The organism is Paenibacillus sp. JZ16 (assembly GCF_015326965.1).
Lineage (GTDB): Bacteria > Bacillota > Bacilli > Paenibacillales > Paenibacillaceae > Paenibacillus_AQ.
Genome location: NZ_CP017659.1, coordinates 2,541,791 through 2,563,610 on the forward strand (window position 1 = coordinate 2,541,791; position 21,820 = coordinate 2,563,610).

Genomic DNA, 21,820 nt, shown 5'->3' on the forward strand with positions numbered 1-21,820 from the left:
ATTGGCCCCTTTAAACTTATGTTGATAAATGGCAGAACGAGGCTCTGCCATCATTGTCCCCTGCCCCATCCGTTTCCGTTCATCGGACGAAAGATGCCGACCTCCGTGTAATTATTCCATTGGTTCGACGTATTGCCCGATCCGTTGATGCGGATAAATCTCGCCGTTACCTCGGGAAATTGGAATACTTCCGGTTGGGCGGTCGTTCCTGAGCTGAGTCCGTCCGGGTAAACCGTGTTCCAGTGGACCCCGTCAGTGGATGCCGTCACGGTAAAATAGGATCTGCGTGTTTCACCGCTGAAAAAAGCGATCGAAACCGCGCCCACCTTCCGGTTCTCGCCGAGATCGTATTGAATCCAATGCGATCCTTCCGATGTCCAGCGCGTCTCGTAATCTCCGTCGATCGTCTTGTCCGGGGTATATCCGTAGCTAGCCTGCGGAGAAGCGCTGGCTGTGACCTCCTGAATCGGCAAACGGTGACCAGGAGGGGGATCCCCAATCAACGGCCCAGGTACCAAAGCAACGGTATACCGATTGCGAACACCCGGATTGGACGGATCGGTCACATCGATATACGTCTTGCCGGGGATACCCTCGGCATGTATGACAGCAGCGTCAAAATCGGAAACAACCCCTATCTCCGGAACCTTCGAGCGCTGATCGTACGGAACCGTCCATTCGTAGTAAGTTCGCTGCGGATCAAACCCGGCCAGAGCGGAGCCGTCCACCAGGATGGAATTCACTTCAGGCAGCCGGTCCCTTTCCTGCATGGGACCGTCCGGAATCGACCAATCGTCAAGACTGCGGAATTCCGGCGCTTCTTCCGGAAGCGGAACCTCTTCGGTCAAAGGGACCATCCACAGCGACAGTCGACCCCGGTTCGCGCCGGCCATATGAACAACCAGCTTGCGTATGCCGTGATTTACAGTTTGACCCGAAGGATTCGGCGTCCCTTCCAGCGGCTGGGCCATCATCTCGGAGAATGCCGCCCCTTCGGGAGCATCCAGCATTTTGACGTACAGTTTTTTGTCCTTCTGCGTCAGCACGGCTTCTTGGCCACTCCCGAGCACTTCAATATCCGCTTCCGTGTGCATGAACCAATAGAGCTCGGATGACAATTTTAAGTCAAATTCATCCTGCACGATCAACTGCTGGCGATCGCCGGTCAGCATTAATCCACGCCTGTAGGATAATGCATCTTTCGGATACCGCTCAGTTAGGTCGATAATGCCGAAAGCGCCCCGCGGCTTGGAAGCACTTCTTACAAGCGGTGCTCGCGCATCGTAATCCTGCATGAAGACGGGATTCGATTCCGGGTTCATTATCATCACGTTTTGTCCCTGTGCACCCTTACGGTAATAGGTCCAGCGTTGTCCGCCGGCATAGTCCCAGAAGCCGGGCAGGTTATAGTTTTCCATCCCTAAATCCGTCGCCCACCGCTCACCCAGCGCATCGAACACAAATGTGCCTGCGTCCATATCGATATGGCTCAGCAATGTATCGTTAAAACCTTTCACCGAAGCGAAGGTATCGTTCAAGTTCGTCCATCCGCTACGCATGGATATCGATTCGATACCTGTGAATATACGGTCCAGTGAAGGGGGCAACTCATCAAACATCCCCGGACGGTAAAACAGCAGGTAGTAAGGAGAAAAAGCCCCTTTACGACGGGTCAGTTCGCCTGCATACCAGGCGATGTGCGGCTGATCGTAGAAATCTGCCATCCAAAGGGTCTGGGGATGCATATTCGGTGTCGCCGAATCGTAAAAATTAAAGAATCCTCCCGGCCCCCATAAATGCAGCGGATACTCGCCGGATTCCTTCACCCCCTCAAGCTCGGCCAACCCGTAATCGGTTCCAAGCGTACGGTGCATGGCAGCCATCTTGAAAAATAGAAACTCCGTCCCGTACTGCCAATAATGCGGCCCCTCCGGCCACGATCCGTCCTCCGTAAAGAAACGGAGCGTATTCTGCAGCTTGCGATAAGACCCGCGCAGAATTTCAAGCCCGGCTTGCGTCACCTTCTCTTCATCGCCCAGCATGGCTAGCGCCGCAACGGAAAAGCTGCCATTATCCACCAAGTTGATGTTGTTATACTCCCCGTTATGGGTGAATTCGCCGCGATACCAGGAGAGCGCGTGGCTGAACGCATGCTTCATGACCGCCTCCCGTACCATGTTCCGCTGCTGTTCAGTCATGGCATCATACAGCCAGTCGTATGCGAGCGAAAATCCAAGCGTCATATACGTCAAGGAGAGCATATTGTTATAACGTCCTCCCCAGTCGGGATATGCCGCGGCAGCCTCCAACTCCTCGATTGCCCGCCGAGCATAGGCTTCATCCCCGGTCAGCTGATACATCATCGATGTTCGAATCAGCAAATCCCGAACATTGCTGTTGCTGCCTCCATTCGCAAGATATCCGCACGGCTCCGTATCCAGCAGCCGATCCGCCTCCTTCTTCAACTGATCAAACCACTTTGTCACATATTCATCCTGCCCGATGAGTTCACGGATGGAAGCAAAATCACCAGCATCCGCAAACACGCGGGGATGTATGCCTTCATTACCGATGGAGGTCAATTGATCCAATAGATCCTCTTCATCCGGTACCACAAAAATACGGGTCTTCCCGGTCGCCGATTTTCCGGATGCTGTCGTCGCCGTAACTTCAAACGTATCGTAGCCGACTTCATTGGGGGCAGGCGTATAAGTAAAGGAGCCGTCCGAAGCCAGACTCATTTCACCGCGGGGAGACGTGCTGAGTGTCCATTCCACCTGTTCTTCCGACAACAGGCGGCCCAGTTGTCCGGTTAGCGGAGTGTTTTTTTCGGTCGAATACCACGTCAGATCCAAGAGCGGAGGCGAATCCAGAGGAAGTACCTCAATCTTCGCCGCGGCGGCTGCAGGTCCCCCATCCGCTCCATAAGCCAAGAAAATGAACGAATCGGCACCCGCGTAACCACGGTTCGGATAATACCGGAACGAACCATCAGGCAGGACCGATACCGTACCATTGCGTGGTGCAGCGGCCAGTTCAAATGAAACCGAAGCTCCCGAGCTGTCGGCAGCAGCTAGCTGTCCGTCTAGTACGCCATTCTCGCTAATGGATCCCAAGTAGGACTCGGCGATAAGCGAAGGCGGCGTACCCACGGTAACGACGCCCTGTCTTGTTATCCCGCTCTGCGGGGACATAGCAGATATGACAGCATGACCGGTCGCATGCGCCGCCACCTCCCCGCTTTGATACACCGAAGCTACGACCGTGTTAGATGAAGCCCATTCCAGGAACGTATCTGAAGTATTCTCCGGCTCATAGGCTGCCTGGAAACGCCCGGTCTCTCCCGGTTGCAGGCTGATGGTCTGCCGGTCGAGTGTAATATCCCGCAGCGGGATATACTCCCGCATGGAGAGCTGGTCGAACCAGACCGTACCCGCCGATTTCTCCAGAAAGGCCTCCACCTTTCCCTGAGGATTGGCATCCATGTCCGCAGCCACATGAACGACATGGCTGAAGTAGGTCCAATCCTTGGTCCCCCTTTCACCTTGAAACGCATAGCTAATGCTGCTGGTACCGCTTCTCTTGTACTGGAAGCGGACCAGCACCTGATCCGAAACGTTTTCCAGTTTATACATGCCGGTGAGCATATAACTCTTACCCGCTTCAATGCCTGCCGCAGGGAGCGTTATCGCTCCCCGGTCGGTTCCAGACACAGAACCGGTAATGGAGACAGAACGGGCCCCACTATAATAGACGGAGTCATCGACCGCAAACACCGGATTTCCTGCCGCCTTCCATTCACTGACATGCTCGGGAGCCACCTGATCCAGCCAAGAAGCCTTCGTGGTCACGGCTTCAAAGTCCGAATTCAGCAGCAGATTGCTGCCTTGCGTATCCGCTTGATCTGCCCAAGCCTCACCTCTCGTCTTCGAAAGCCCACCTGCTGACAATGCGATAACAAGCACGATCATTAGCCAGCGTTTAAAGAACATCATCCAATCCCTCCCACTCACAGATTCATCAGATTTGCCTTGCTTTATGCTGCTCTTGCCCCTCATCTCCTCTCATCTCGAATTATTATACCTAGCATCATAACGCAAGCACCTTAGAGCCGTACAACATATCTTAAAAATTGATAATGCATCTTTAATCGGTATCATGCCGCCCGATATTTTTGTTCGGTTTTCTTATAAAAAACTCGCCCCATAAGGGACGAGCGCTTAGTGAAATTTTTATGAAAATACACTTTATGCGAGGCTCTAACCTAGATTATTCAGCATGCATTGTGGCCTTCTGCCCCTGTTGTTTCACCGGATTTCCCCAATACGTAAACAGGCGCCAGATATATTCGAATGGTCCCATCGGAAGCCGCTTCAACCAGACCCTGCTGAAGGCTGTTTGCAGAGCAAAAATGACGACAACTATCACCATCTGCCAGATCGGTTCGATCTTCCCATACCACCCCAATCCGTAGCTGTAAAAGATCAATCCGCAAAGGATCGATTGAAGCAAATAGTTGGTGAAGGCCATTTTTCCGGGATAAGAAAATAAATCCAGCACCTTCTGCCACGTCTTATTCTGGTATAAAAGTGCAAACGCACCAATATAGCCCAGTGCCAAGAGTGGTCCTCCAACGAATAAAACTACCGCCTCGCACCAGGATGGCAGTCCATCCGCTATCGACATCACAAGTTGAAGAACAAGACCCAAACTACCTCCAATGACCACCAGACGGATGATCCCTTTTCGGTTCTTCTGGACCTCATGCAAAATACGACGCTTGCAGAAGTAGGCACCCATCAGGAACATCCCTAATACTTGGGGGTAGAAGACCACCATATTCAAGATGGAGGCGATGTAATCATTCAGCCGCTGAGCGATGATCTGGGCCATCGTCCCCTCTCCGTATATGGCTGCATCCCGCTCCTGGAAATAAACACCTATCTGATGCGCATCCGCTTGGCTAAATGGCTCAAAGACCTGTCCAGCCGAAGAGCTCAGCAGACTTGCTCCCGTCAGCAGAACAGGAACGAGCAGCAGCAGGGATAGCGACCAGACCAGCAGCGTTCTCGGCTTGCAGCGTTGAAACAGCATCAGCAGAAAACCCATGAGTGCATAGTGGGTCAGAACGTCTCCGTACCAAATCAGAATTCCATGGATCAGACCGACTAGAAGCAAAGCCGTCAACCTTCGAGTATAGATGCGATTAAAGCTTCGTCCTTTTGCCTGACTGCTCTCCTGTAACATCACCATGCCAAAACCAAACAGGAAAGAGAATATCAATATGAATTTGCCATCAATTACAATTCCGCGCAGCAGCATCAGGACTTCATTGTACCAGCCTGACCATAATTCAACCCCGAACGAAATGGTTTGCAGCGATGTCGTAAAAAACGTAATGTTTACCAAAAAAATGCCTAATAGTGCAAATCCCCTCAAGCTGTCAATGAGCCTTATTCTTGGCTGTAAATTCGTTGCCATCATCGTACCTCCTTATCAATGTGCCTTCAGGTTAAGGTACAATCATAAAGAAAGGATAAAGAAACTTATATTGAACTGTAAGTACATAGTAGCTTAGGCATCACTGCGCATGCGGATCATTCTTCCGATCGCTGTTGCCCCCAGATTTCTATCTATCCATTTAAGAATGGTTGAAATCCGGATGCTGTGTTTGCTTCCGATGCCAGCTTTCCTTTGGAAGGCTTTCAGGCGACCGCTATCGCTTCTCCAGAACGATTTCCGCCTGCTCCGTTGAAGGTTGGGCAATTATAAACTTCAAGTAATCGGACTTTCTTTATTCATTCTTTAGAAATGCGGTGTACACTAACTAGATAGATCTTTATAAATAGCTAGTTCTCGGAGGATGTAATAGATATGGCAAACGAAACGATCCTATTAGTCGATGATGAAGAAGAAATCATCTCTTTTATAGAAGATGCCCTGGAGCTTGAAGGCTATCAGGTACTAACTGCCGGAAGTGGACAGGAGGCGTTAATCCAGAGCAAACAGCAGCCGTCCCTGATCATACTCGATGTAATGATGCCTGATATGAACGGCATTGAGGTATGCGAGCAGCTTAGGGAAAGGACGCAGTGTCCCATTGTGTTCTTGAGTGCATGCCAAAGTGAAGTGGACCGAATTCGAGGGCTGGCTGCCGGCGGGGACGATTATTTGCTCAAGCCCTTTAGCCTTGCTGAATTAAAAGCCCGTATCCATGCCCATCTGCGGCGAGAACAGAGAATCCGCACCCACAAAGAACAGGGTTTCCTGCGCTTCCCAGCCCTGACGATCGATTGCAAGGGACATGCCGTTACCTGCAACGGGCACAACCTCGCTCTTACGAATAAGGAGTATCAGATCTTAGAACTGTTGGCGATGCATCAGGGGCAGGTCTTTTCCAGAGAGCAGATTTATGAGAAGTTATGGGGATTTGACGCTGAAGGGGACGACTCTACCATCACCGAGCATATTAAGAAAATACGGGCCAAGCTGGCCACCCACGCACAGGACCGCAGCTATATTCAAACCGTATGGGGCATTGGCTACAAGTGGGATCCCAAATGATGAAACAGCGTTCCATCAAAAACACGTTCGCCCGCCATTTCGCCTCGATCCTGGCCTGCAGCTTGCTGGCTACGCTTGTAACCTGGGGACTGCTCGCGATGCTGCTTGGATACTTGTTCAACCATGACATCGCGTTCCCGGCCAATCATTATGAAGCTCAAATCCCTGTAATTTCGGAGTACGCCGAAGCCCGGGGCGATTCTGTCATGAGCAAGCAGGGACAAGCCGATCTGGAAAAGGTGATCCCCTCGCAGGGCATGTCCTACCTGGTAGTGTCCCTTACTGGCGAACCCCTATATGGTGATCTTCCTCTCAACGAATCACTTAGCCGGCAGAAAATACTGGCACGCTTGAACCAGACGCATAGAAGCATGAATCAAGTCGTGAAATACACTCCGGTTGTCTCCAGTGACGGAAATCTTGCAGGGGCTCTTCTGCTTGGATATAACCTGAAGGTGACGGCATCCAATCCGGCGCTGAATCCCTTGGTAACCATCGGGTCCCTCCTCTTTGTTCTGACGCCTTTTCTGTACATCATCTTGTTCACGCTAATATTCGGAAGGAGATTCAGCCGACAGATCAGCACTCCGCTGCAGCAGCTTCTGCTAGGAGCCGAGCAGATTAAAGAGCGAAATTTACACTTTTCGATGACAGGGACATCGTCAATAACGGAAGTTAACCGGCTTACACTTGCTTTTGAGGACATGCGCCAAGAGCTGGAGCAATCCATTGAGCGGGAGTGGAGATTAGAGCAGGATAGAAGCACCATGTTTGCGGCTCTCGCTCACGACCTTCGGACACCGCTTACGATTATTCAAGGGCATGTTGAGGGCTTGGAGCAGATGAACGGGAAGTCTTACGAAGCCAAACGATCGCAATATCTTCAAGTCATCAAACGCAACACGACACGTGCTTCGAAGCTCCTTCAGGATATGAACACCATCGCAGAAATTGAGAAGGTCTCTTTTCGGCTTCAGCCGCTTCCCGTGGATCTTGAAGAACTGGCAGATGATAAAACCATGGAATATGCCGCTTTATGCGGCAATCAGAACATAATCTTCCATACAGAGATCAACGATAATCGATTGAACAAGAAGCCCGTCCTCTTGGATCCCTATCGCATCATGCAGGTACTGGATAATCTCGTTTCGAACAGCATTCGATATACGCCTGAAGCCGGACTGATTCTATGGCGGATCGAAATCACCGAGGAGCAGGTGATGATGGCTGTTACGGATAATGGAGCAGGCTTTGGGCAGCATCAGGATCTGCAGCAGGTATTTAAGCAGTTTTATCAAGGGGATCATCATTCCTCCAGACAAAAAGGGCATTCCGGTCTGGGGCTGTATATCGCCAAACTTCTCATTCAGCATCATGGAGGGCATATTTCTGCCGAGAACACCCCGCCTCGCGGGGCAACGGTGCGCTTTACCATACCGATATCGAGCCAAGAACCTTAAACTTTTCCAAGCATAACAAAGAGGCATCCTCCATGATCCAATGGATCGAAGGATGCCTCACTCATTTTATAAAAGGCACTCTCTTTTCTTACTCGTATTCAAGCAATCCTTATACCTTCAGTCGATAAATCGCCTTATTGTCGAGTCCGCGGATCATCGGTGTCCACGGCTCCGTTTCAAGTGTCGTATCCAGGGCATCCTCTACCATCTGCAGCTTGGCATCCAACAGATCGATATGATGCAGCGCGACGGCTTCAGCCGTCTGCGGCTGAACCGGGCTCCCCCACTCTCCCAGGTTATGGTGGGAAAGTACGAGATGCTGTAGTCCCAGTACCACTTCGGAATCCAGCGCGATGTCGTTCTGTATGGCCGCTTCAACGATCCAATTGGATGCCAGCGCGATATGTCCGATCAATTTTCCCTGATTGCTGTAGTCCGTAACAATGCCCATCTGAGCGATCATCTCTTCCGGCTTTGCGATATCATGAAGGATAATGCCCGCCCTAATCAAGTCCGGATTCAGAAACGGCCGCTGCTTGCAGATGAAATCGCCAATCTCCAGCATGCGTACAATGTGATAGGCAAGTCCGGCAAAATAGGCATGATGATAGGTTTTGGCAGCCGGATAATGCATCAGCTTCTCTTCCACCTTCGACACACAATACTGCACAATGCTTCGTACCTGCGGCTCCGTAATCTCATTCATCTTAAGTTTGATCGTATGTAACAGATCCACGGGACGGATTGGTGCAGCCCTCACAAAATCGGTTAAGGAAACGCCGTCCTCATCCGTTGCTTTACGGATTCGGCTGATTTTGACTTGAGGCTGATCCCGGTAGCTCAGCACGGTTCCCTGGATTTTGACTAATTGCATCGGCAGGAACGTTTCTTTATCCTGTATGGTTACATCCCAGTACTTGGCCGAGATCTGGCCGCTCGCATCCGAGAGAATGATGTCAAAATAATCTTTCGGCGGCGTGCCGTTGGTCTGTCTCATATTTAATTCCTTCAGCAAGTAAAATCCAACAAAATCATCTTGAACGCTAAGTTTATTAATAGGTTTCATCTGGTTCCTCCCCAAAAAATCCCGTTAAGTTAACTATAACAAAGTCCCGTGCAATGAGTCTATTACACTGAAATATTCGCTTTGCAAAATCACAGAATCATTAGCCAAACTTCAGCTGTTGACTTTGACACCAGTGTCATCGTTTAGCATAGGGTTAGACTTATTGAGAGGAGCTATAATTCAAAATGAAAAACACTACGCAAAGTCAATCATCCGTGACGATCATAGGCCTGGGACCGATGGGTCAAGCCATGGCACGCACGTTACTGAATCACGGTTACGAGGTCACATTGTGGAATCGCACAGCCAGTAAAGCCAATGAGCTTGTTGATCAGGGAGCAATCAGAGCGTCCACAATTAAGGAAGCCTTGAATGCAAGCGAGGTAGTCATTCTCAGTCTTACGGATTACCATGCGATGTACGCTATTCTTGAAAAGGACTCAGACAGCCTCGCCGGCAAGGTATTCGTTAATCTAAGCTCGGACACCCCGGAGAAAGCCCGGGAAGCAGCCAAATGGCTGGCCGGACATGGCGCTTCGCATCTCACAGGCGGTGTGCAGGTCCCACCGTCGGGAATCGGAAAGCCGGAGTCGTTCACCTTTTACAGCGGCCCCTTGGATGTCTTCGAGTCCCAAAAGGAGTTGCTTGAAGTGCTGACGAGTACGGATTATCGGGGTGAAGATCCTGGGCTCGCCGCACTATATTATCAGATCGGAATGGATATGTTCTGGACGGGGATGCTCAGTTATTTGCACGCTGTTGCAGTAGGCAAGGCTAACGGCATCACAGCAGAGCAATTGAAGCCTCATGCGATCAGCACGATGGCATCGCTGCTGCAATTCATTGAGTTCTATACGCCGCGCATCGATGCAGGAGAATATCCGGGGGACGTGGACCGGCTCGCCATGGGCGCTGCCAGCGTTGAACATATCGTCCATACTACACATGACGCTGGGATTGACGCTTCACTGCCTGAAGCGGTGCTGGAGATCTTTAAACGGGGGGTTGCCAATGGCCGTGGCGGGGACAGCTTTACCAGCCTGATTGAAACGTTCATGAAGCCCGCGGATCATGTCATTGAACCATCCCGTGCTTCTAAGAGTCATCTCTAAATTTCGATTCCATCCTGCGAAGCGGATGGTAGCCGGTTTGGCAGGCAGGATGTGGATGATACAAGAAAAAGCACCTTCACAGGTGCTTTTTCTTGTATCATCGCCCAATTCGCACTCGAGTCTGGCTGTACTAAGGTTTCCACGCTCCCGGATGGTCGTCTTGGACCAAATCCAGCTCCACGGCTCTTGCGTTCGTCTCCACCTGCTCCACGCTCTTGCAGCCGGGAATGACACAGCTGACAGCCGGATGCTTTAAGCACCAGGCCAAGGCCCACTCGGCCATATTCACGCCCTCCGGCACTTCGTTCTGCTTGATCTCTTCCACAAGCTTCAGCTTGGCATTGATCTCGTCCTGGTCACGATTCTTGCGCACATTGTCGCTGAACACCGTTCCCGGCTTGTACTTTCCGCTTAAGTACCCGCTCGCAAGCGGAACTCGCGCCAACACGCCAAGATCCTGCTTCAAACATGAAGGGAAGACCTCTTCCTCCGGAGCTTGGTCCAGACGGTTATACACGACCTGAATGGCTTTGGCATTCACCTCCGCAGCCTTATCGGTTTGATAGATATTTCTGTTGCTTCCGATGGATATGCCCAGATTGCGGATCGTTCCCGCCTGAACCTGCTTGTCCAGCATCGTCCACATGTCATCATTGTTGAACACTTCATCCGAGCCGGAATGGAATTGATACAGGTCGATGTAATCGGTACGGAGCGCTTTAAGTGACTCTTCCAGCTGAATTCGGATCTGCTTCGCATCCCAAGCGTTCTCCCATTGCTCATGCCATCGATGACCAAACTTCGAGGCAATGACCCAATCCTCGCGGCGGTCGCGCGACAAGAAATCACCGATGAAATTCTCAGACATATGATGAGGACCATAACATTCGGCTGTATCCAACAGATTAACGCCGAGCTCCTTCGCATGCGTTAAGATGGCGTCGACTTCCTTTTGGTTGAAATCCTTCCCCCAATCACCGCCAAACTGCCAGGTTCCCACACCGACTACCGATACTTTCAGATCGGTATTTCCAAGACGTCTGTATTTCATATACTCACCCCTACTCTTAGATTTGTGCGCCTATATCTTATGTGATATTGCAACCGTTTGCAACTCATGCTGCGGTCTCTTTTTTCTCGTCCATCACCCTTATTTTCATCCACTCGGATTGTTTAATAATAAGTCGTTATGGTGAACCCTATAGTATGTAATCATTTCGTTATCATATAAAGGAATCAGATAGGAGGATTGTCGGCGTGAATACCCGGACACTAGAGCAATGGATGCCGGACATTATAGAGAGTCTGAAAGCAAAAACACCCAATGACTTTCAGCGAATGATCGATGAATTTCTTCCTTATGACCTGGCCAGAATACATAGCCACCTCAGTGATACGGACCAAACCCGATTTCTGCAGTTTCTGAACGAGGAACAGCTGGCCGATATGGTTCAGGAAATGGAGCATGACCAGCAGATCGAAGTTTTGGGCAAGCTGGGCAAAGAAAAAACAGCCATCATCCTGGACTTGATGGATAACGATGACCTCGCCATTCTGCTTGATGAGCTCTCGCCTGAGCAGAAAGACGAATTCCTCAAGGGAATGCGGGACGAGGAATCCCAATTTGTCCTGAACCTGATGAAATACCCGCCGGAAACTGCGGGACGAATCATGACCAATCGTTATGTGTGGATTCCCCAGCATTACACCGTATCAGAGGTCGTCCAGAAGCTGAAAACCTACGTCTCCATTTCCGAAACGATCAACTATCTGTACGTCATTGACCAAGACAAGAAGCTGATGGGTGTGGTGTCCTACCGCGGTCTTATCTTGGCCGAACCGGATGAATATATGGTGGATATCATGCACAGCCGGGTACTGTCCGTACCTGTGGATGCCGATCAGGAGGAAGTCGCGCAGATAATCCAAAATACGATTTGGTCGCCATCCCCGTCGTTGAACAGGATAACAAACTTGTAGGCATCATTACGGTTGACGATATTCTCGATGTCGTCATCAAGGAAGCCGATGAGGACATTCGGAAAATGAACGCCACCGGGGGCAAATCCATTGACTTCAACACCAAAGCAACCGTTGCCGCCTTTCGAAGATTACCGTGGCTGGTCCTGCTCTTATTCATCGGTCTGATCTCGGGAACGATCATTTCCCGATTTGAAGAGACGCTGGCACAGGTTGTGGCGCTAGCCTTCTTCATGCCCATGATTGCCGGAATGACCGGCAATACCGGCACGCAGTCGCTAGCTGTTATTGTACGCGGCCTGACTACGAAAGAAATGACCAAGTCGCTGGTGTTCCGGCTGTTAGCGAGAGAGCTGAAGGTCGGCTTGATGATCGGGGTCACATGCGGGATCCTGATATCCTTGATCGCATACTTCTGGCAGGGCAATGTTTATCTGGGGCTTGTGGTCGGAAGCTCGTTGATTGCAACACTCATCGTGGGCACGATGGCCGGCACCATCATCCCCCTCATTCTGTTCAAATTCAAGATTGATCCGGCTGTGGCCTCCGGTCCACTGATTACAACCATTAACGATATCCTGTCGCTTGTCATCTACTTTGGTATCGCCACCCTGTTTCTATCTTACATTTAGCCGAAATTTACGAACAGACAGCATCAATTAGGGTGAAAAAAGCCTTCCCGCACACGAGCAAGAAGTCTTATGAGGCTCTGCCAGATCAAGTTAATCCACGGGTTTCTTATCCGGCAAGTTATTTAAACTCATGTCATCCCTGTTGGCATTGCTTAAACATTACCAAAAAGTGACTAGGTCACTTCAAAGTGCGTACTTCCCAAGCCGAACCCTAACGTGCAAAATGACATTAATCAAGAACATGACGTTAGGAGATGAATATATGAATACAGATCAACGTTCACATCATTCGCAAAAGACGGCATTGGTTGTAGGGGCCAACGGGGTGATCGGCCGCAACCTCATCGAATACCTTGCGACGCTTCCCGATTGGAATATCGTCGGCGTATCGCGCCGAGGCGGCGAATCCACGAAACGTATAAGCTATCTATCGGCCGATTTGCTTGATCGCGAGGATACGGTCGCCAAATTAAGTCACTTATCGGAAGTAACGCACATCTTCTATGCCGCCTATCAGGACCGGCCAACTTGGGCCGAGCTCGTTGCCCCGAATCTGGCAATGCTCGTTCATGTTGTGGAAGCTATCGAGCCCATTGCCGCCAACCTGCAGCATGTCAGCCTGATGCAGGGATACAAGGTATACGGCGCTCATCTCGGTCCATTCAAAACGCCAGCACGGGAGACGGATGCAAACCATATGCCGCCAGAATTCAATATCGATCAGCAGAACTTCCTCGAGGAGCGGCAGCAAGGCAAAACCTGGACCTGGTCAGCCCTGCGTCCATCCGTAGTCAGCGGCTTCGCCCTTGGAAATCCGATGAATCTGGCGATGGTCATTGCCGTCTATGCCTCGATTTCGAAAGAGCTCGGCATACCTCTGCGTTTTCCAGGTAAGCCGGGGGCCTATCACAGTCTGCTGGAGATGACCGATGCCGACCTGCTCGCGAAGGCTACAGTATGGGCCGCAACCGATGAACGATGCGCCAATCAAGCATTTAACATCACGAATGGGGATCTGTTCCGTTGGAACGAGTTATGGCCGAAGATTGCGCAGTATTTTGAGATGGAAACCGCACCGCCTCTACAGATGAATCTGGAAGTTGTCATGGCAGATAAAGAGCCGATCTGGAATCGTATGGTTGAGAAGCATGGACTTGCGGAGCACACGTATCAAGAGGTTTCCTCCTGGAAGTTCGGTGATTTTGTGTTCTCATGGGATTATGATTTCTTTGCAGACGGTTCGAAGGCCCGCCGCTTCGGATTTCATGAGTATGTCGATACAGAGGCCATGTTCATGAACATCTTTGACGAGCTCCGGCGGCGTAAAGTCATTCCCTAAGTTATCGCGCAAGCTGCATGACAAAGAGCCGACTATACGTGGAATAGTCGGCTCCTTCATTTATCATACCTGTTAATGACGATCCTCAAATGCAGGCTTCTCCAGCACCATGGCGGATTCGCCGTATTTTCGCTCGATATGAATATCGCCCCATCGGCACATCAAATGGAGAATTTCCTTCAAGCTCCAGCCATACTCGCTCAGTTCATACTCTACCTTGGGTGGAACCTGATTGTACGTTTTTCGTACGATAACGCCCTCCTCCTCCAGCTCCCGCAGATGCTGTGTCAGCATTTTTTGCGTGATCTGGGGAATCAGGCTTAAAAATTCGCTATTTCGTCTTTTACCGAAAGTAAGATGAAAGAGAATGACCGGTTTCCACTTCCCGCCAATGACCTCCAGCGTTGCTTCCACCGCAGTATTGTAGACTTTATTAGGATTTTCCATGCGTACTCATCTTCCTTTCGATATGCTGAACCCTTCTTCTCCAACAAGCATATCATTTTCCCCCTTGCTTAGAGCATGTATTCATACGATTTATCAGCAGTTCTACATAAAATGTCTCTTACAAAGATATACCATCTGATTTATGCTATCAACAGGGCACCTGATAACCAGTTGGATGGAAAATTTGAATAAGCTGTCGATTATAGATTCGAATATATGGATGAGAAAAAAAACGGCAGTTAGGTATCCCACTGCCGTTTCTATCATCCATAATATCATTTACTCTATTTGTCTATTCACTAATAACTATTCAAGGAAAGTTCATTAAGATTATCTGTTACGCAGGAACTTTTAGACATGGAATAATCGTAATTCGGATAAGCGGTAATGCAAATATCTTCACCGATTTGTTGTACAGATTGAATCTTTACGCGTACCGCGTCATCCATTAATTCCAAATCCGAGCCGCCATAGGGGGAGAAGGATTGCCGTCCCCCCAACACTTTGGGAGCAATATAAATCATCCATTTATCAATAAGGTTGGCTCGAAGGAATGATCCATTTACTTCGCTGCCTCCTTCTACCAGCAGGTCGGTAACACCTCGCTGATATAACATATCCGATAATGCATGGAGGTCCAGCCCGAAACGGTTCACTGGAACGAACAGAACTTCAATTCCTTTTTGCTGCAGCATGTGTACTCTTCCCGGATCAGCCCCCTCCTTCGTGACTACCCATGTCATTGCTTCCGAACAATCGGTAACTTTGGCATCTTCGGGCAACCTCAAATTCGAATCTAAAATTACCCGTATGGGATTCTTCCCACTTTCTTCCGGCAGTCGGGTCGTAAGGAGCGGATCATCGGCCAAAACCGTATTAATTCCTACTAATATGGCGTCGACTTTGTTTCTTAATTTATGTACTACAAGCTGTGTTTCATCACATGTAACCCATTTAGAATGCCCCGTTGACGCGGCAATTTTTCCGTCAAGCGTCATGGCTACCTGGGAAATGATAAACGGCCGTCGTTTTGACATATTGTGCACGAATCGTTCATTAAGTAACTCGGCTTCCTTCCCCAATACACCCACATCAACTTCTATTCCATTCTCTCTCAATAATTGAATGCCTCTTCCGGCCACCTTCGGATTCGGATCCTCCATCGCCACGACAACTCTTGCGACTCCCGAATTTAAGACTAATTCTATGCAAGGAGAGGATTGAGGGCTTGGTTCCAGCGTAACATAGAGCGTTGCGCCTTCGGTATACCCATCAGCCATCCGGAATGCGTGCACCTCTGCGTGAGGTTCCCCAGCCTTTCTATGAACACCTGCGCCGACTACTTGTCCGTCTTTGACTATCAGTGCGCCAACGACCGGGTTCGGATTGGTTTTCCCACTGGCCGTACCTGCCAAATCCAATGCCAGCTTCATAAATTGTTGGTCTAATTTCATATGATTAACACTCCCCATCATAATAAAGCGGTCTCCACCAAAGAGTCGTAAATATGACCCGATTTTTCGATCTTCGTTGCCAAATACCGATTATTATGCTCGGATACATCTCCCCAAATGGATTTATGATGATCGGTTAAAAGTCCCTTTTCCCGCAAAGACTGCAGCTTTCTAGGGTTGTTTGTAATAAGGGTGACTGGTTTTTGCCGCAAGCTTTGGAGTACACGTATGGCTTCATCATAAGATCGATGGTCATCTGCAAAGCCAAGGCTTAGATTGGCCTCTACAGTATCGCACCCCTCATCTTGCAAAAGATAAGCTAACGATTTTGGGAAAAGCCCTATTCCGCGACCCTCGTGATTCGCCAAATAAAAGAGAGCTCCACTACCGTTTTCAATGATCATGCGCATGGATTGCCGCAGTTGGTAGCCGCAATCGCATCGTTTACTTCCAAAGATGTCTCCCGTATGGCAAATGCTGTGCATCCGTATCAAGGCATGCTCCTCATTGGCAAAATCGCCATATACTAGTACGGAAGACTGCTGATGTGAAGCGAGATCTGCCTGAGATAATGATTCCAGAATGTCATTCTTATCCATAAATGAATTGCCTGTATTTAACCATGTATACCATTTAAATACAGCCTCATGGTCCTCCAACTGCACAGGGAGCCGAACGGGACCAACAAGACCGATGTTGGGACATTCCGGCTGTTTAAGAATGGTTAATTTACTAGCTAGCAATTTCCTGACCTGGTCCATAATCATGAATACAACTCCTTGTTGGTTTAGATGGGGATCAATCGATTGGTTTGTTTCCCTCCTTGAAAACGTTGGCAGTTTTTACGTCAGCTACTACTTCTCCAACCTTAAAGAATTTGGTTGGGAAATGGAATTTTTTTAAAAATAAACACAAAAAGCCCCTGTCTGAATAGACGGAGGCTTTTCCGTCGTATTCGGTAACTGGCTAGCATAGCGGATACGAGTGATCCGCCTTAGCCCCTATAGCTTTGCGTCGCCACTTTTCAGTGGGTTTGCCATTATCGTACGATGTCATTTCATAAAATAAATCCGCGATCATTGCCGAATATGGAAGAACACACCATATCGGAAACAATCGAAAGTAATAGCTTTTTATCATATAACTACCAGATGAATATAAAATACATTTTTATGAAATGCAACCTAAATATAAACATGACCCGAAAGAATCACCATAGATTGCCTTCTTCCCGCTTCACTTCCTCAACGATCGCTTGAACCCCTTCCTCAATCTGATCCAATCGTGCTCTGGAAATGCTGATACGTATAAACTTCTCGCGCATAAGGTTGTTAGATAGATAGAACAGCTTGCCGGACACCACATGAATGTTCCGCTCTTTCAGCCGCCTGATCAACCGCTCCAGGTTAACGGTCTGCGGCAGCTTAAACAGCTTATATATGCCGCCGTCGCCAGGCACGGCTTCAATCCATCCGGCTCCCTCGTATCGCTGCACAGCCGCATTCAGGGCTTGCATTCGGGTTTCATACTGGCTGTAAATCTTCTGTTTATGCCGTTCATACATTCCGTTGCTAATATAAATTTCAAGCGCCGCTTGGGACAGCAGCGACGTATCCCCATAACTTTTAAAAGCACGGAACGTATCGAGCAAACGTTCCGGCAGGACGACGGCTCCCAGGCGCAATCCTGGGAAAATAATCTTCGAGAAGCTCTTCAAATACACCACATGCGATGTTCGGTTGTAGGCATAGATGGGATCATATCCCCGTTCCTCGCCTAGATCAGCCATATAATCGTCTTCCACGATATAAACATCATATTTCGCCGCCAGGTTAGCAATGGCCTTTCTCTGCTCTGCGGTGTAGGTGTTGCCCAGCGGATTATGGTATCTCGACATCGTATAGAAAAATTTAATATGTCCGGATCGAAATTGCTCCTCCAGAGCCTTCAGGTCGATCCCCGCTGCCGTGCGGGTGATTCCGATAACGGGCACTCCTTCACTTTCCAACAGCTGCAAATAATTATTGTAGCTGGGCTGTTCGACCAGAATGACGGACTTTCCGCCGGGAAACGGCATTTTTGTCAAAATCTCAAGCGCCTGCTGGGCGCCTGCCGTAATCATAATCCTCTCCGCGGAAGTGAACACTTGAGCTCCTGCCAAATGGGAGACCAGGGTGCGGCGCAGTTTCTCCATTCCTTGCGGATCACCATAGGTAAACAGCTCATATTTATAGGTATCAATCGCCTTGTTCAGGCAATGCTGAAAATCCAGATACGGGAATACGTTCACGTCCGGAGAAGCCGACGCAAAATCAATCAAACTCTTATCCATGTTATTCGAATCCCCATCTTTCTGGACTACATAATAACCGCTTTGCGAAACCGAATAAATGGCGTGCCGTTTCTCAAGCTCAGTATAAGCACGAATCACCGTACTAATGCTGCACCCGTAGGATTGTGCCGCACTTCGAACGGAAGGAAGCTTCTGCCCTGAACGATATTGGCCTTCCTGAATTTTCGATTCCATATCGGTAAGAATGGATAAATATTTTTTCATTACCCCGCCCCCTCGCGACTCTTATTATACAGGATCTCAACACTGTATCGATACAGTTGTCAAAATAGGGTATGGTTTCGAACCCATCATTATCCTATATTCAAGTAACCGTTCGCTGTGTTGGGAACACCTTCCCGGCCTTAAGAATGAAGATAACTACGATAGGGAGCTGATTCACATGCCATCCATTTCGCATGCCGATTTTTTAACTACTGTACGTGAACGTCAAGCGGTTAAACATTTTGATCCCCAACACAACCTCAGTCATGATGAGATTAAAGAAATGCTAGAGATTGCGAGTACCGCACCTTCTGCCTGGAATCTGCAGCATTGGACGTATCTTGCCATTACAGATAAGGCCACCAAAGACAAATTGTTACCCATCGCATATGGACAAAGGCAAATCGTAGAAGCCTCCGCTATTATCGCGGTTTTGGGAAACCTGCGGGCCCATCAACATGCTGAAGCGATATATGACCAAGCGGTTCAGGCAGGATTCATGCCAGAGGAGGTCAAAACGAATCTGGTCCGGCAAATAATGAATTCCTACACCAATGCGCCTGAACTTGCCCGGGAAGAAGCGATACGGAGCGCCTCCATGGCCGCCATGCAGCTCATGCTGGCTGCAAGGGCGCGCGGTCTTGATTCATGCCCGATGGGCGGATACAACTCAAGCCTTTTTATTGAAGCATTCGGGGTTCCGCGCCATTTGATCCCCGTTATGCTGGTTGCGATCGGTAAGAAGTCCGTACCGGCTCATCCTTCAACCCGTTTACCCCTAGAAGAGACGGTCTTTTGGAATCACTTCTAATGCTCAATCCAAAAAGATCTAATATTTTTAGGTGAAAAACCTAATTTTATTAGGTTTTTGGAGAGGAACACGTCTGATAAAATGAATACAAGCGCTTACAAAGTGATGATCCAAGGAGGAACCGTAATGAACAAGCCCGTACAGCCTAACGAACCGATCGTAACCCATATCTATACTGCAGACCCATCCGCCCACGTATTCGAGGGTAAAATTTATATTTATCCATCCCATGACCTGGATCATGAGAACACGTCCAATGATAACGGCGACCAGTATGACATGGAAGACTACCATGTTCTCTCGATGGAGAATGTGGATGCTCCCTGCGTGGACCATGGCGAAGCTCTTCATGTGAAGGATGTGCCATGGGCGAAGAAGCAAATGTGGGCACCGGATGCTGCCTTCAAGAACGACACTTACTATTTATACTTCCCTGCCAGGGATCATGACGATATTTTCCGTCTTGGCGTAGCAACAAGCTCGTCGCCTTACGGCCCCTTTAAACCGGAGCCTCATTACATCCCGGGCAGCTACAGCATCGACCCCGCCGTATTCGTGGATGACGACAACCGTGCCTATATATACTTCGGCGGCCTCTGGGGTGGACAGCTGGAACAATGGCAGACTGGATCGCACATTCCGGATGCGGAAGGGCCTCCCGCAGACGCGCCTGCCATCGGACCGCGGGTCGCTGAGCTGAGCGATGACATGCTCACTTTCAAAGAGGCGCCCCAAGAAATATCCATCGTCGATGACAAAGGCAACCCGATTGTTGCAGGGGATGAAGAGCGGAGATATTTTGAAGGACCTTGGGTCCATAAATACAACGGAACCTACTATCTTTCTTATTCCACCGGCTCAACGCACAAAATCGTCTACGGCACGAGTCAAAGTCCAACGGGGCCTTTCGAGTTCAAGGGCACGATTCTAACCCCCGTAATCGGCTGGACGACCCATCACTCCATCGTTCAGTTCCAGGATAAATGGTACCTCTTCTACCATGACAGCTCCCTTTCCGGCGGAGCGGACAACAAACGCAGCGTCAAGTTTACCGAGCTGACCTACAATGAGGACGGCACCATTCAGACGATTCATCCGTACGACAAATAAGGCACGGGGAAGGCTGGATTCCAAGAGTATGGAGTCCAGCTTTTTCATTTCATTTTCTGTTCCCGATACGGATAAACTCGCGCTCTGCCGTATAATAAAACAAGCTGCCCCATCGTTCATGGAGTCAGCTTGCTGGCCGTTCAGGACGTTTATGTGTTGCAGCCCCGCCCGTTACACGCCCTTTTTAAACAAAGAGAAAGAGTAAATCGCCGGAGCCGCCACAATCAATATAATGACAGGAACGATTGCGACGGCAAGGTTCATCTTCAGAAACGCCGTCAGGATCATGAACGCTCCGCCTGCCATCCACAGGTATCCCGCAAAACGATGCGTTTTATTCCAATTATTCTGGCTGTTCAGCGTCCAAGGCAGCTTGATGCCCACCGTATAGTTCTGTTTGCTCTTCGGCAAATAATTTCCGGTGACCACGAGCAGCATGCCCACGAGAGCCGGTGCAATCGTCTGGATCGGCAGCTCGGCCCCCATGGCCTTGAACAGCGTGATCGGCATGAGAATGAGAGACAGCGCGGGGATGAGCCATAGACCCATCGTTCTTAAAACCGGGGCAGCGTTCATTTTCTTTGGATCGTTGTTAAGCGCTACATTGACTATGACGTTAATAACCGCTGTAATCAACGGAAGCACAAACGCCGCAACCGCCTTCGACACATAATTATCAGGATTGCCCGCCGCGTCCCAGTGAACAGCCACCTGCTCAGGCAATTGGTTATACAGCGTCATCGATAAAATAATCGGCAATAAACATATCAGCGTTGTTATAACCAGCATCGAACTATTCTTTTTCCTCATCTTGTTTCCCCCCGTTAAATTGTGAAAACCACAGCATGATTTCTTCGAAGACGGACACGTTGATCTCATAGTAAATATAATTTTTATATTTTGTTTCAAATATCAGTCCGGCCTTCTTCAGCTGCGACAGATGATACGAAATGGTCGCCCCGGTCATATCGAAATGTTGACCGATCTCTCCGGCTGACATTTTGCCGCGCTTGAGCATAACCAGGATGTCCCGTCTCACCGGATCAGATAACGCCTTGAATGTTTCCGGAAACCCCAATGTGCATCACCCATATTTCTATTTAGAATTTCATCTAAATACATTATCGCTTATCCCTGCATCCAATTGCAATACCTATTTTGAAAAAATTCTAAATAGAAAGTGAAATGGGCATCCCGACAAGCCCCATCGCCATGATAGTAATCGTAGATTTCCTATAAACAACAAAAACCCGCCACGGACCCGCATTACGCGCTGATCCATAGCAGG

16 protein-coding genes, 1 pseudogene and 1 riboswitch are annotated in these 21,820 nt (G+C 49.3%); of the genes and pseudogenes, 7 read left to right on the top strand and 10 right to left on the bottom strand.

Annotation, left to right across the window (positions count from 1 at the left end; genetic code table 11):
• Positions 1 to 50 precede the first annotated feature (50 nt).
• A complete protein-coding gene (locus BJP58_RS11520) occupies positions 51 to 3,995 on the bottom strand; it encodes a discoidin domain-containing protein (RefSeq protein WP_194544032.1) in 3,945 nt (1,314 codons plus the stop codon).
• A 274-nt stretch (positions 3,996 to 4,269) separates the two neighbouring features.
• Complete coding sequence (locus BJP58_RS11525) at positions 4,270 to 5,484, bottom strand: DUF418 domain-containing protein (RefSeq protein WP_233355042.1); 1,215 nt, start codon at positions 5,482 to 5,484, stop codon at positions 4,270 to 4,272.
• 390 nt (positions 5,485 to 5,874) lie between these two features.
• Here BJP58_RS11525 and BJP58_RS11530 point away from each other — a divergent pair, with 390 nt between their 5' ends.
• Together BJP58_RS11530 and BJP58_RS11535 are read left to right on the top strand one after the other, a co-directional pair.
• Entirely contained in the window at positions 5,875 to 6,564 is a 690-nt protein-coding gene (locus BJP58_RS11530) for a response regulator transcription factor (protein ID WP_194544033.1), read from the top strand.
• Positions 6,561 to 8,024, top strand: a complete 1,464-nt coding sequence (locus BJP58_RS11535; protein WP_194544034.1) for a sensor histidine kinase — start codon at positions 6,561 to 6,563, stop codon at positions 8,022 to 8,024. Before BJP58_RS11530 ends, BJP58_RS11535 begins: the two co-directional genes overlap by 4 nt.
• Before the next feature lie 109 nt (positions 8,025 to 8,133).
• Here BJP58_RS11535 and BJP58_RS11540 read toward each other — a convergent pair whose 3' ends face one another.
• The gene (locus BJP58_RS11540; RefSeq protein ID WP_194544035.1) at positions 8,134 to 9,090 is read right to left on the bottom strand and encodes a 3'-5' exoribonuclease YhaM family protein; all 957 of its coding nucleotides are present in this window, start codon (positions 9,088 to 9,090) and stop codon (positions 8,134 to 8,136) included.
• A 185-nt stretch (positions 9,091 to 9,275) separates the two neighbouring features.
• Between BJP58_RS11540 and BJP58_RS11545 the strand changes: the two genes are divergently transcribed.
• Positions 9,276 to 10,202, top strand: a complete 927-nt coding sequence (locus BJP58_RS11545) for an NAD(P)-dependent oxidoreductase (RefSeq protein WP_194544036.1) — start codon at positions 9,276 to 9,278, stop codon at positions 10,200 to 10,202.
• 130 nt (positions 10,203 to 10,332) lie between these two features.
• Here the strand turns inward: BJP58_RS11545 and BJP58_RS11550 are convergent, their stop codons facing one another.
• Positions 10,333 to 11,253: an aldo/keto reductase gene (locus tag BJP58_RS11550; protein ID WP_194544037.1), complete on the bottom strand. Its 921-nt coding sequence runs from the start codon at positions 11,251 to 11,253 to the stop codon at positions 10,333 to 10,335.
• Between the two features lie 206 nt (positions 11,254 to 11,459).
• Here BJP58_RS11550 and mgtE point away from each other — a divergent pair.
• Positions 11,460 to 12,814 (top strand): annotated as a pseudogene (mgtE, locus tag BJP58_RS11555) (magnesium transporter).
• A gap of 262 nt (positions 12,815 to 13,076) precedes the next feature.
• The gene (locus BJP58_RS11560; RefSeq protein ID WP_194544038.1) at positions 13,077 to 14,153 is read left to right on the top strand and encodes an SDR family oxidoreductase; all 1,077 of its coding nucleotides are present in this window, start codon (positions 13,077 to 13,079) and stop codon (positions 14,151 to 14,153) included.
• A 72-nt stretch (positions 14,154 to 14,225) separates the two neighbouring features.
• Here the strand turns inward: BJP58_RS11560 and BJP58_RS11565 are convergent, their stop codons facing one another.
• The 4 genes from BJP58_RS11565 to BJP58_RS11580 form a co-directional block, all read right to left on the bottom strand.
• Complete coding sequence (locus BJP58_RS11565) at positions 14,226 to 14,600, bottom strand: winged helix-turn-helix transcriptional regulator (RefSeq protein ID WP_194544039.1); 375 nt, start codon at positions 14,598 to 14,600, stop codon at positions 14,226 to 14,228.
• A 299-nt stretch (positions 14,601 to 14,899) separates the two neighbouring features.
• Positions 14,900 to 16,054: a bifunctional diaminohydroxyphosphoribosylaminopyrimidine deaminase/5-amino-6-(5-phosphoribosylamino)uracil reductase RibD gene (gene ribD / locus BJP58_RS11570; RefSeq protein ID WP_194544040.1), complete on the bottom strand. Its 1,155-nt coding sequence runs from the start codon at positions 16,052 to 16,054 to the stop codon at positions 14,900 to 14,902.
• A 17-nt stretch (positions 16,055 to 16,071) separates the two neighbouring features.
• Positions 16,072 to 16,821 carry a GTP cyclohydrolase II gene (locus BJP58_RS11575; RefSeq protein ID WP_194544041.1) on the bottom strand — a complete coding sequence of 250 codons (750 nt, stop codon included), beginning with the start codon at positions 16,819 to 16,821 and terminating at the stop codon, positions 16,072 to 16,074.
• A 187-nt stretch (positions 16,822 to 17,008) separates the two neighbouring features.
• Positions 17,009 to 17,102, bottom strand: a riboswitch (cyclic di-GMP riboswitch).
• 162 nt (positions 17,103 to 17,264) lie between these two features.
• Entirely contained in the window at positions 17,265 to 18,611 is a 1,347-nt protein-coding gene (locus BJP58_RS11580; RefSeq protein ID WP_194544042.1) for an aminotransferase-like domain-containing protein, read from the bottom strand.
• 178 nt (positions 18,612 to 18,789) lie between these two features.
• Here BJP58_RS11580 and BJP58_RS11585 point away from each other — a divergent pair, with 178 nt between their 5' ends.
• Entirely contained in the window at positions 18,790 to 19,422 is a 633-nt protein-coding gene (locus BJP58_RS11585) for a nitroreductase family protein (RefSeq protein ID WP_194544043.1), read from the top strand.
• Between the two features lie 126 nt (positions 19,423 to 19,548).
• Positions 19,549 to 20,532 (top strand): glycoside hydrolase family 43 protein, encoded by a 984-nt coding sequence (locus BJP58_RS11590; RefSeq protein ID WP_194544044.1) that lies wholly within the window; start codon positions 19,549 to 19,551, stop codon positions 20,530 to 20,532.
• 171 nt (positions 20,533 to 20,703) lie between these two features.
• Here the strand turns inward: BJP58_RS11590 and BJP58_RS11595 are convergent, their stop codons facing one another.
• Both BJP58_RS11595 and BJP58_RS11600 read right to left on the bottom strand, forming a co-directional pair.
• Complete coding sequence (locus tag BJP58_RS11595) at positions 20,704 to 21,342, bottom strand: SdpI family protein (RefSeq protein ID WP_194544045.1); 639 nt, start codon at positions 21,340 to 21,342, stop codon at positions 20,704 to 20,706.
• Complete coding sequence (locus tag BJP58_RS11600) at positions 21,326 to 21,610, bottom strand: autorepressor SdpR family transcription factor (RefSeq protein WP_015736836.1); 285 nt, start codon at positions 21,608 to 21,610, stop codon at positions 21,326 to 21,328. The genes BJP58_RS11595 and BJP58_RS11600 overlap by 17 nt, the downstream gene beginning before the upstream one ends.
• Positions 21,611 to 21,820 lie beyond the last annotated feature (210 nt).

Bases quoted from the DNA above. Each gene is read 5' to 3' on its own strand.
- BJP58_RS11520 (WP_194544032.1), bottom strand. From the start codon at position 3,995: ATGATGTTCTTTAAACGCTGGCTAATGATCGTGCTTGTTATCGCATTG.
- BJP58_RS11525 (WP_233355042.1), bottom strand. From the start codon at position 5,484: ATGATGGCAACGAATTTACAGCCAAGAATAAGGCTCATTGACAGCTTG.
- BJP58_RS11530 (WP_194544033.1), top strand. From the start codon at position 5,875: ATGGCAAACGAAACGATCCTATTAGTCGATGATGAAGAAGAAATCATC.
- BJP58_RS11535 (WP_194544034.1), top strand. From the start codon at position 6,561: ATGATGAAACAGCGTTCCATCAAAAACACGTTCGCCCGCCATTTCGCC.
- BJP58_RS11540 (WP_194544035.1), bottom strand. From the start codon at position 9,090: ATGAAACCTATTAATAAACTTAGCGTTCAAGATGATTTTGTTGGATTT.
- BJP58_RS11545 (WP_194544036.1), top strand. From the start codon at position 9,276: ATGAAAAACACTACGCAAAGTCAATCATCCGTGACGATCATAGGCCTG.
- BJP58_RS11550 (WP_194544037.1), bottom strand. From the start codon at position 11,253: ATGAAATACAGACGTCTTGGAAATACCGATCTGAAAGTATCGGTAGTC.
- BJP58_RS11560 (WP_194544038.1), top strand. From the start codon at position 13,077: ATGAATACAGATCAACGTTCACATCATTCGCAAAAGACGGCATTGGTT.
- BJP58_RS11565 (WP_194544039.1), bottom strand. From the start codon at position 14,600: ATGGAAAATCCTAATAAAGTCTACAATACTGCGGTGGAAGCAACGCTG.
- ribD (WP_194544040.1), bottom strand. From the start codon at position 16,054: ATGAAATTAGACCAACAATTTATGAAGCTGGCATTGGATTTGGCAGGT.
- BJP58_RS11575 (WP_194544041.1), bottom strand. From the start codon at position 16,821: ATGATTATGGACCAGGTCAGGAAATTGCTAGCTAGTAAATTAACCATT.
- BJP58_RS11580 (WP_194544042.1), bottom strand. From the start codon at position 18,611: ATGAAAAAATATTTATCCATTCTTACCGATATGGAATCGAAAATTCAG.
- BJP58_RS11585 (WP_194544043.1), top strand. From the start codon at position 18,790: ATGCCATCCATTTCGCATGCCGATTTTTTAACTACTGTACGTGAACGT.
- BJP58_RS11590 (WP_194544044.1), top strand. From the start codon at position 19,549: ATGAACAAGCCCGTACAGCCTAACGAACCGATCGTAACCCATATCTAT.
- BJP58_RS11595 (WP_194544045.1), bottom strand. From the start codon at position 21,342: ATGAGGAAAAAGAATAGTTCGATGCTGGTTATAACAACGCTGATATGT.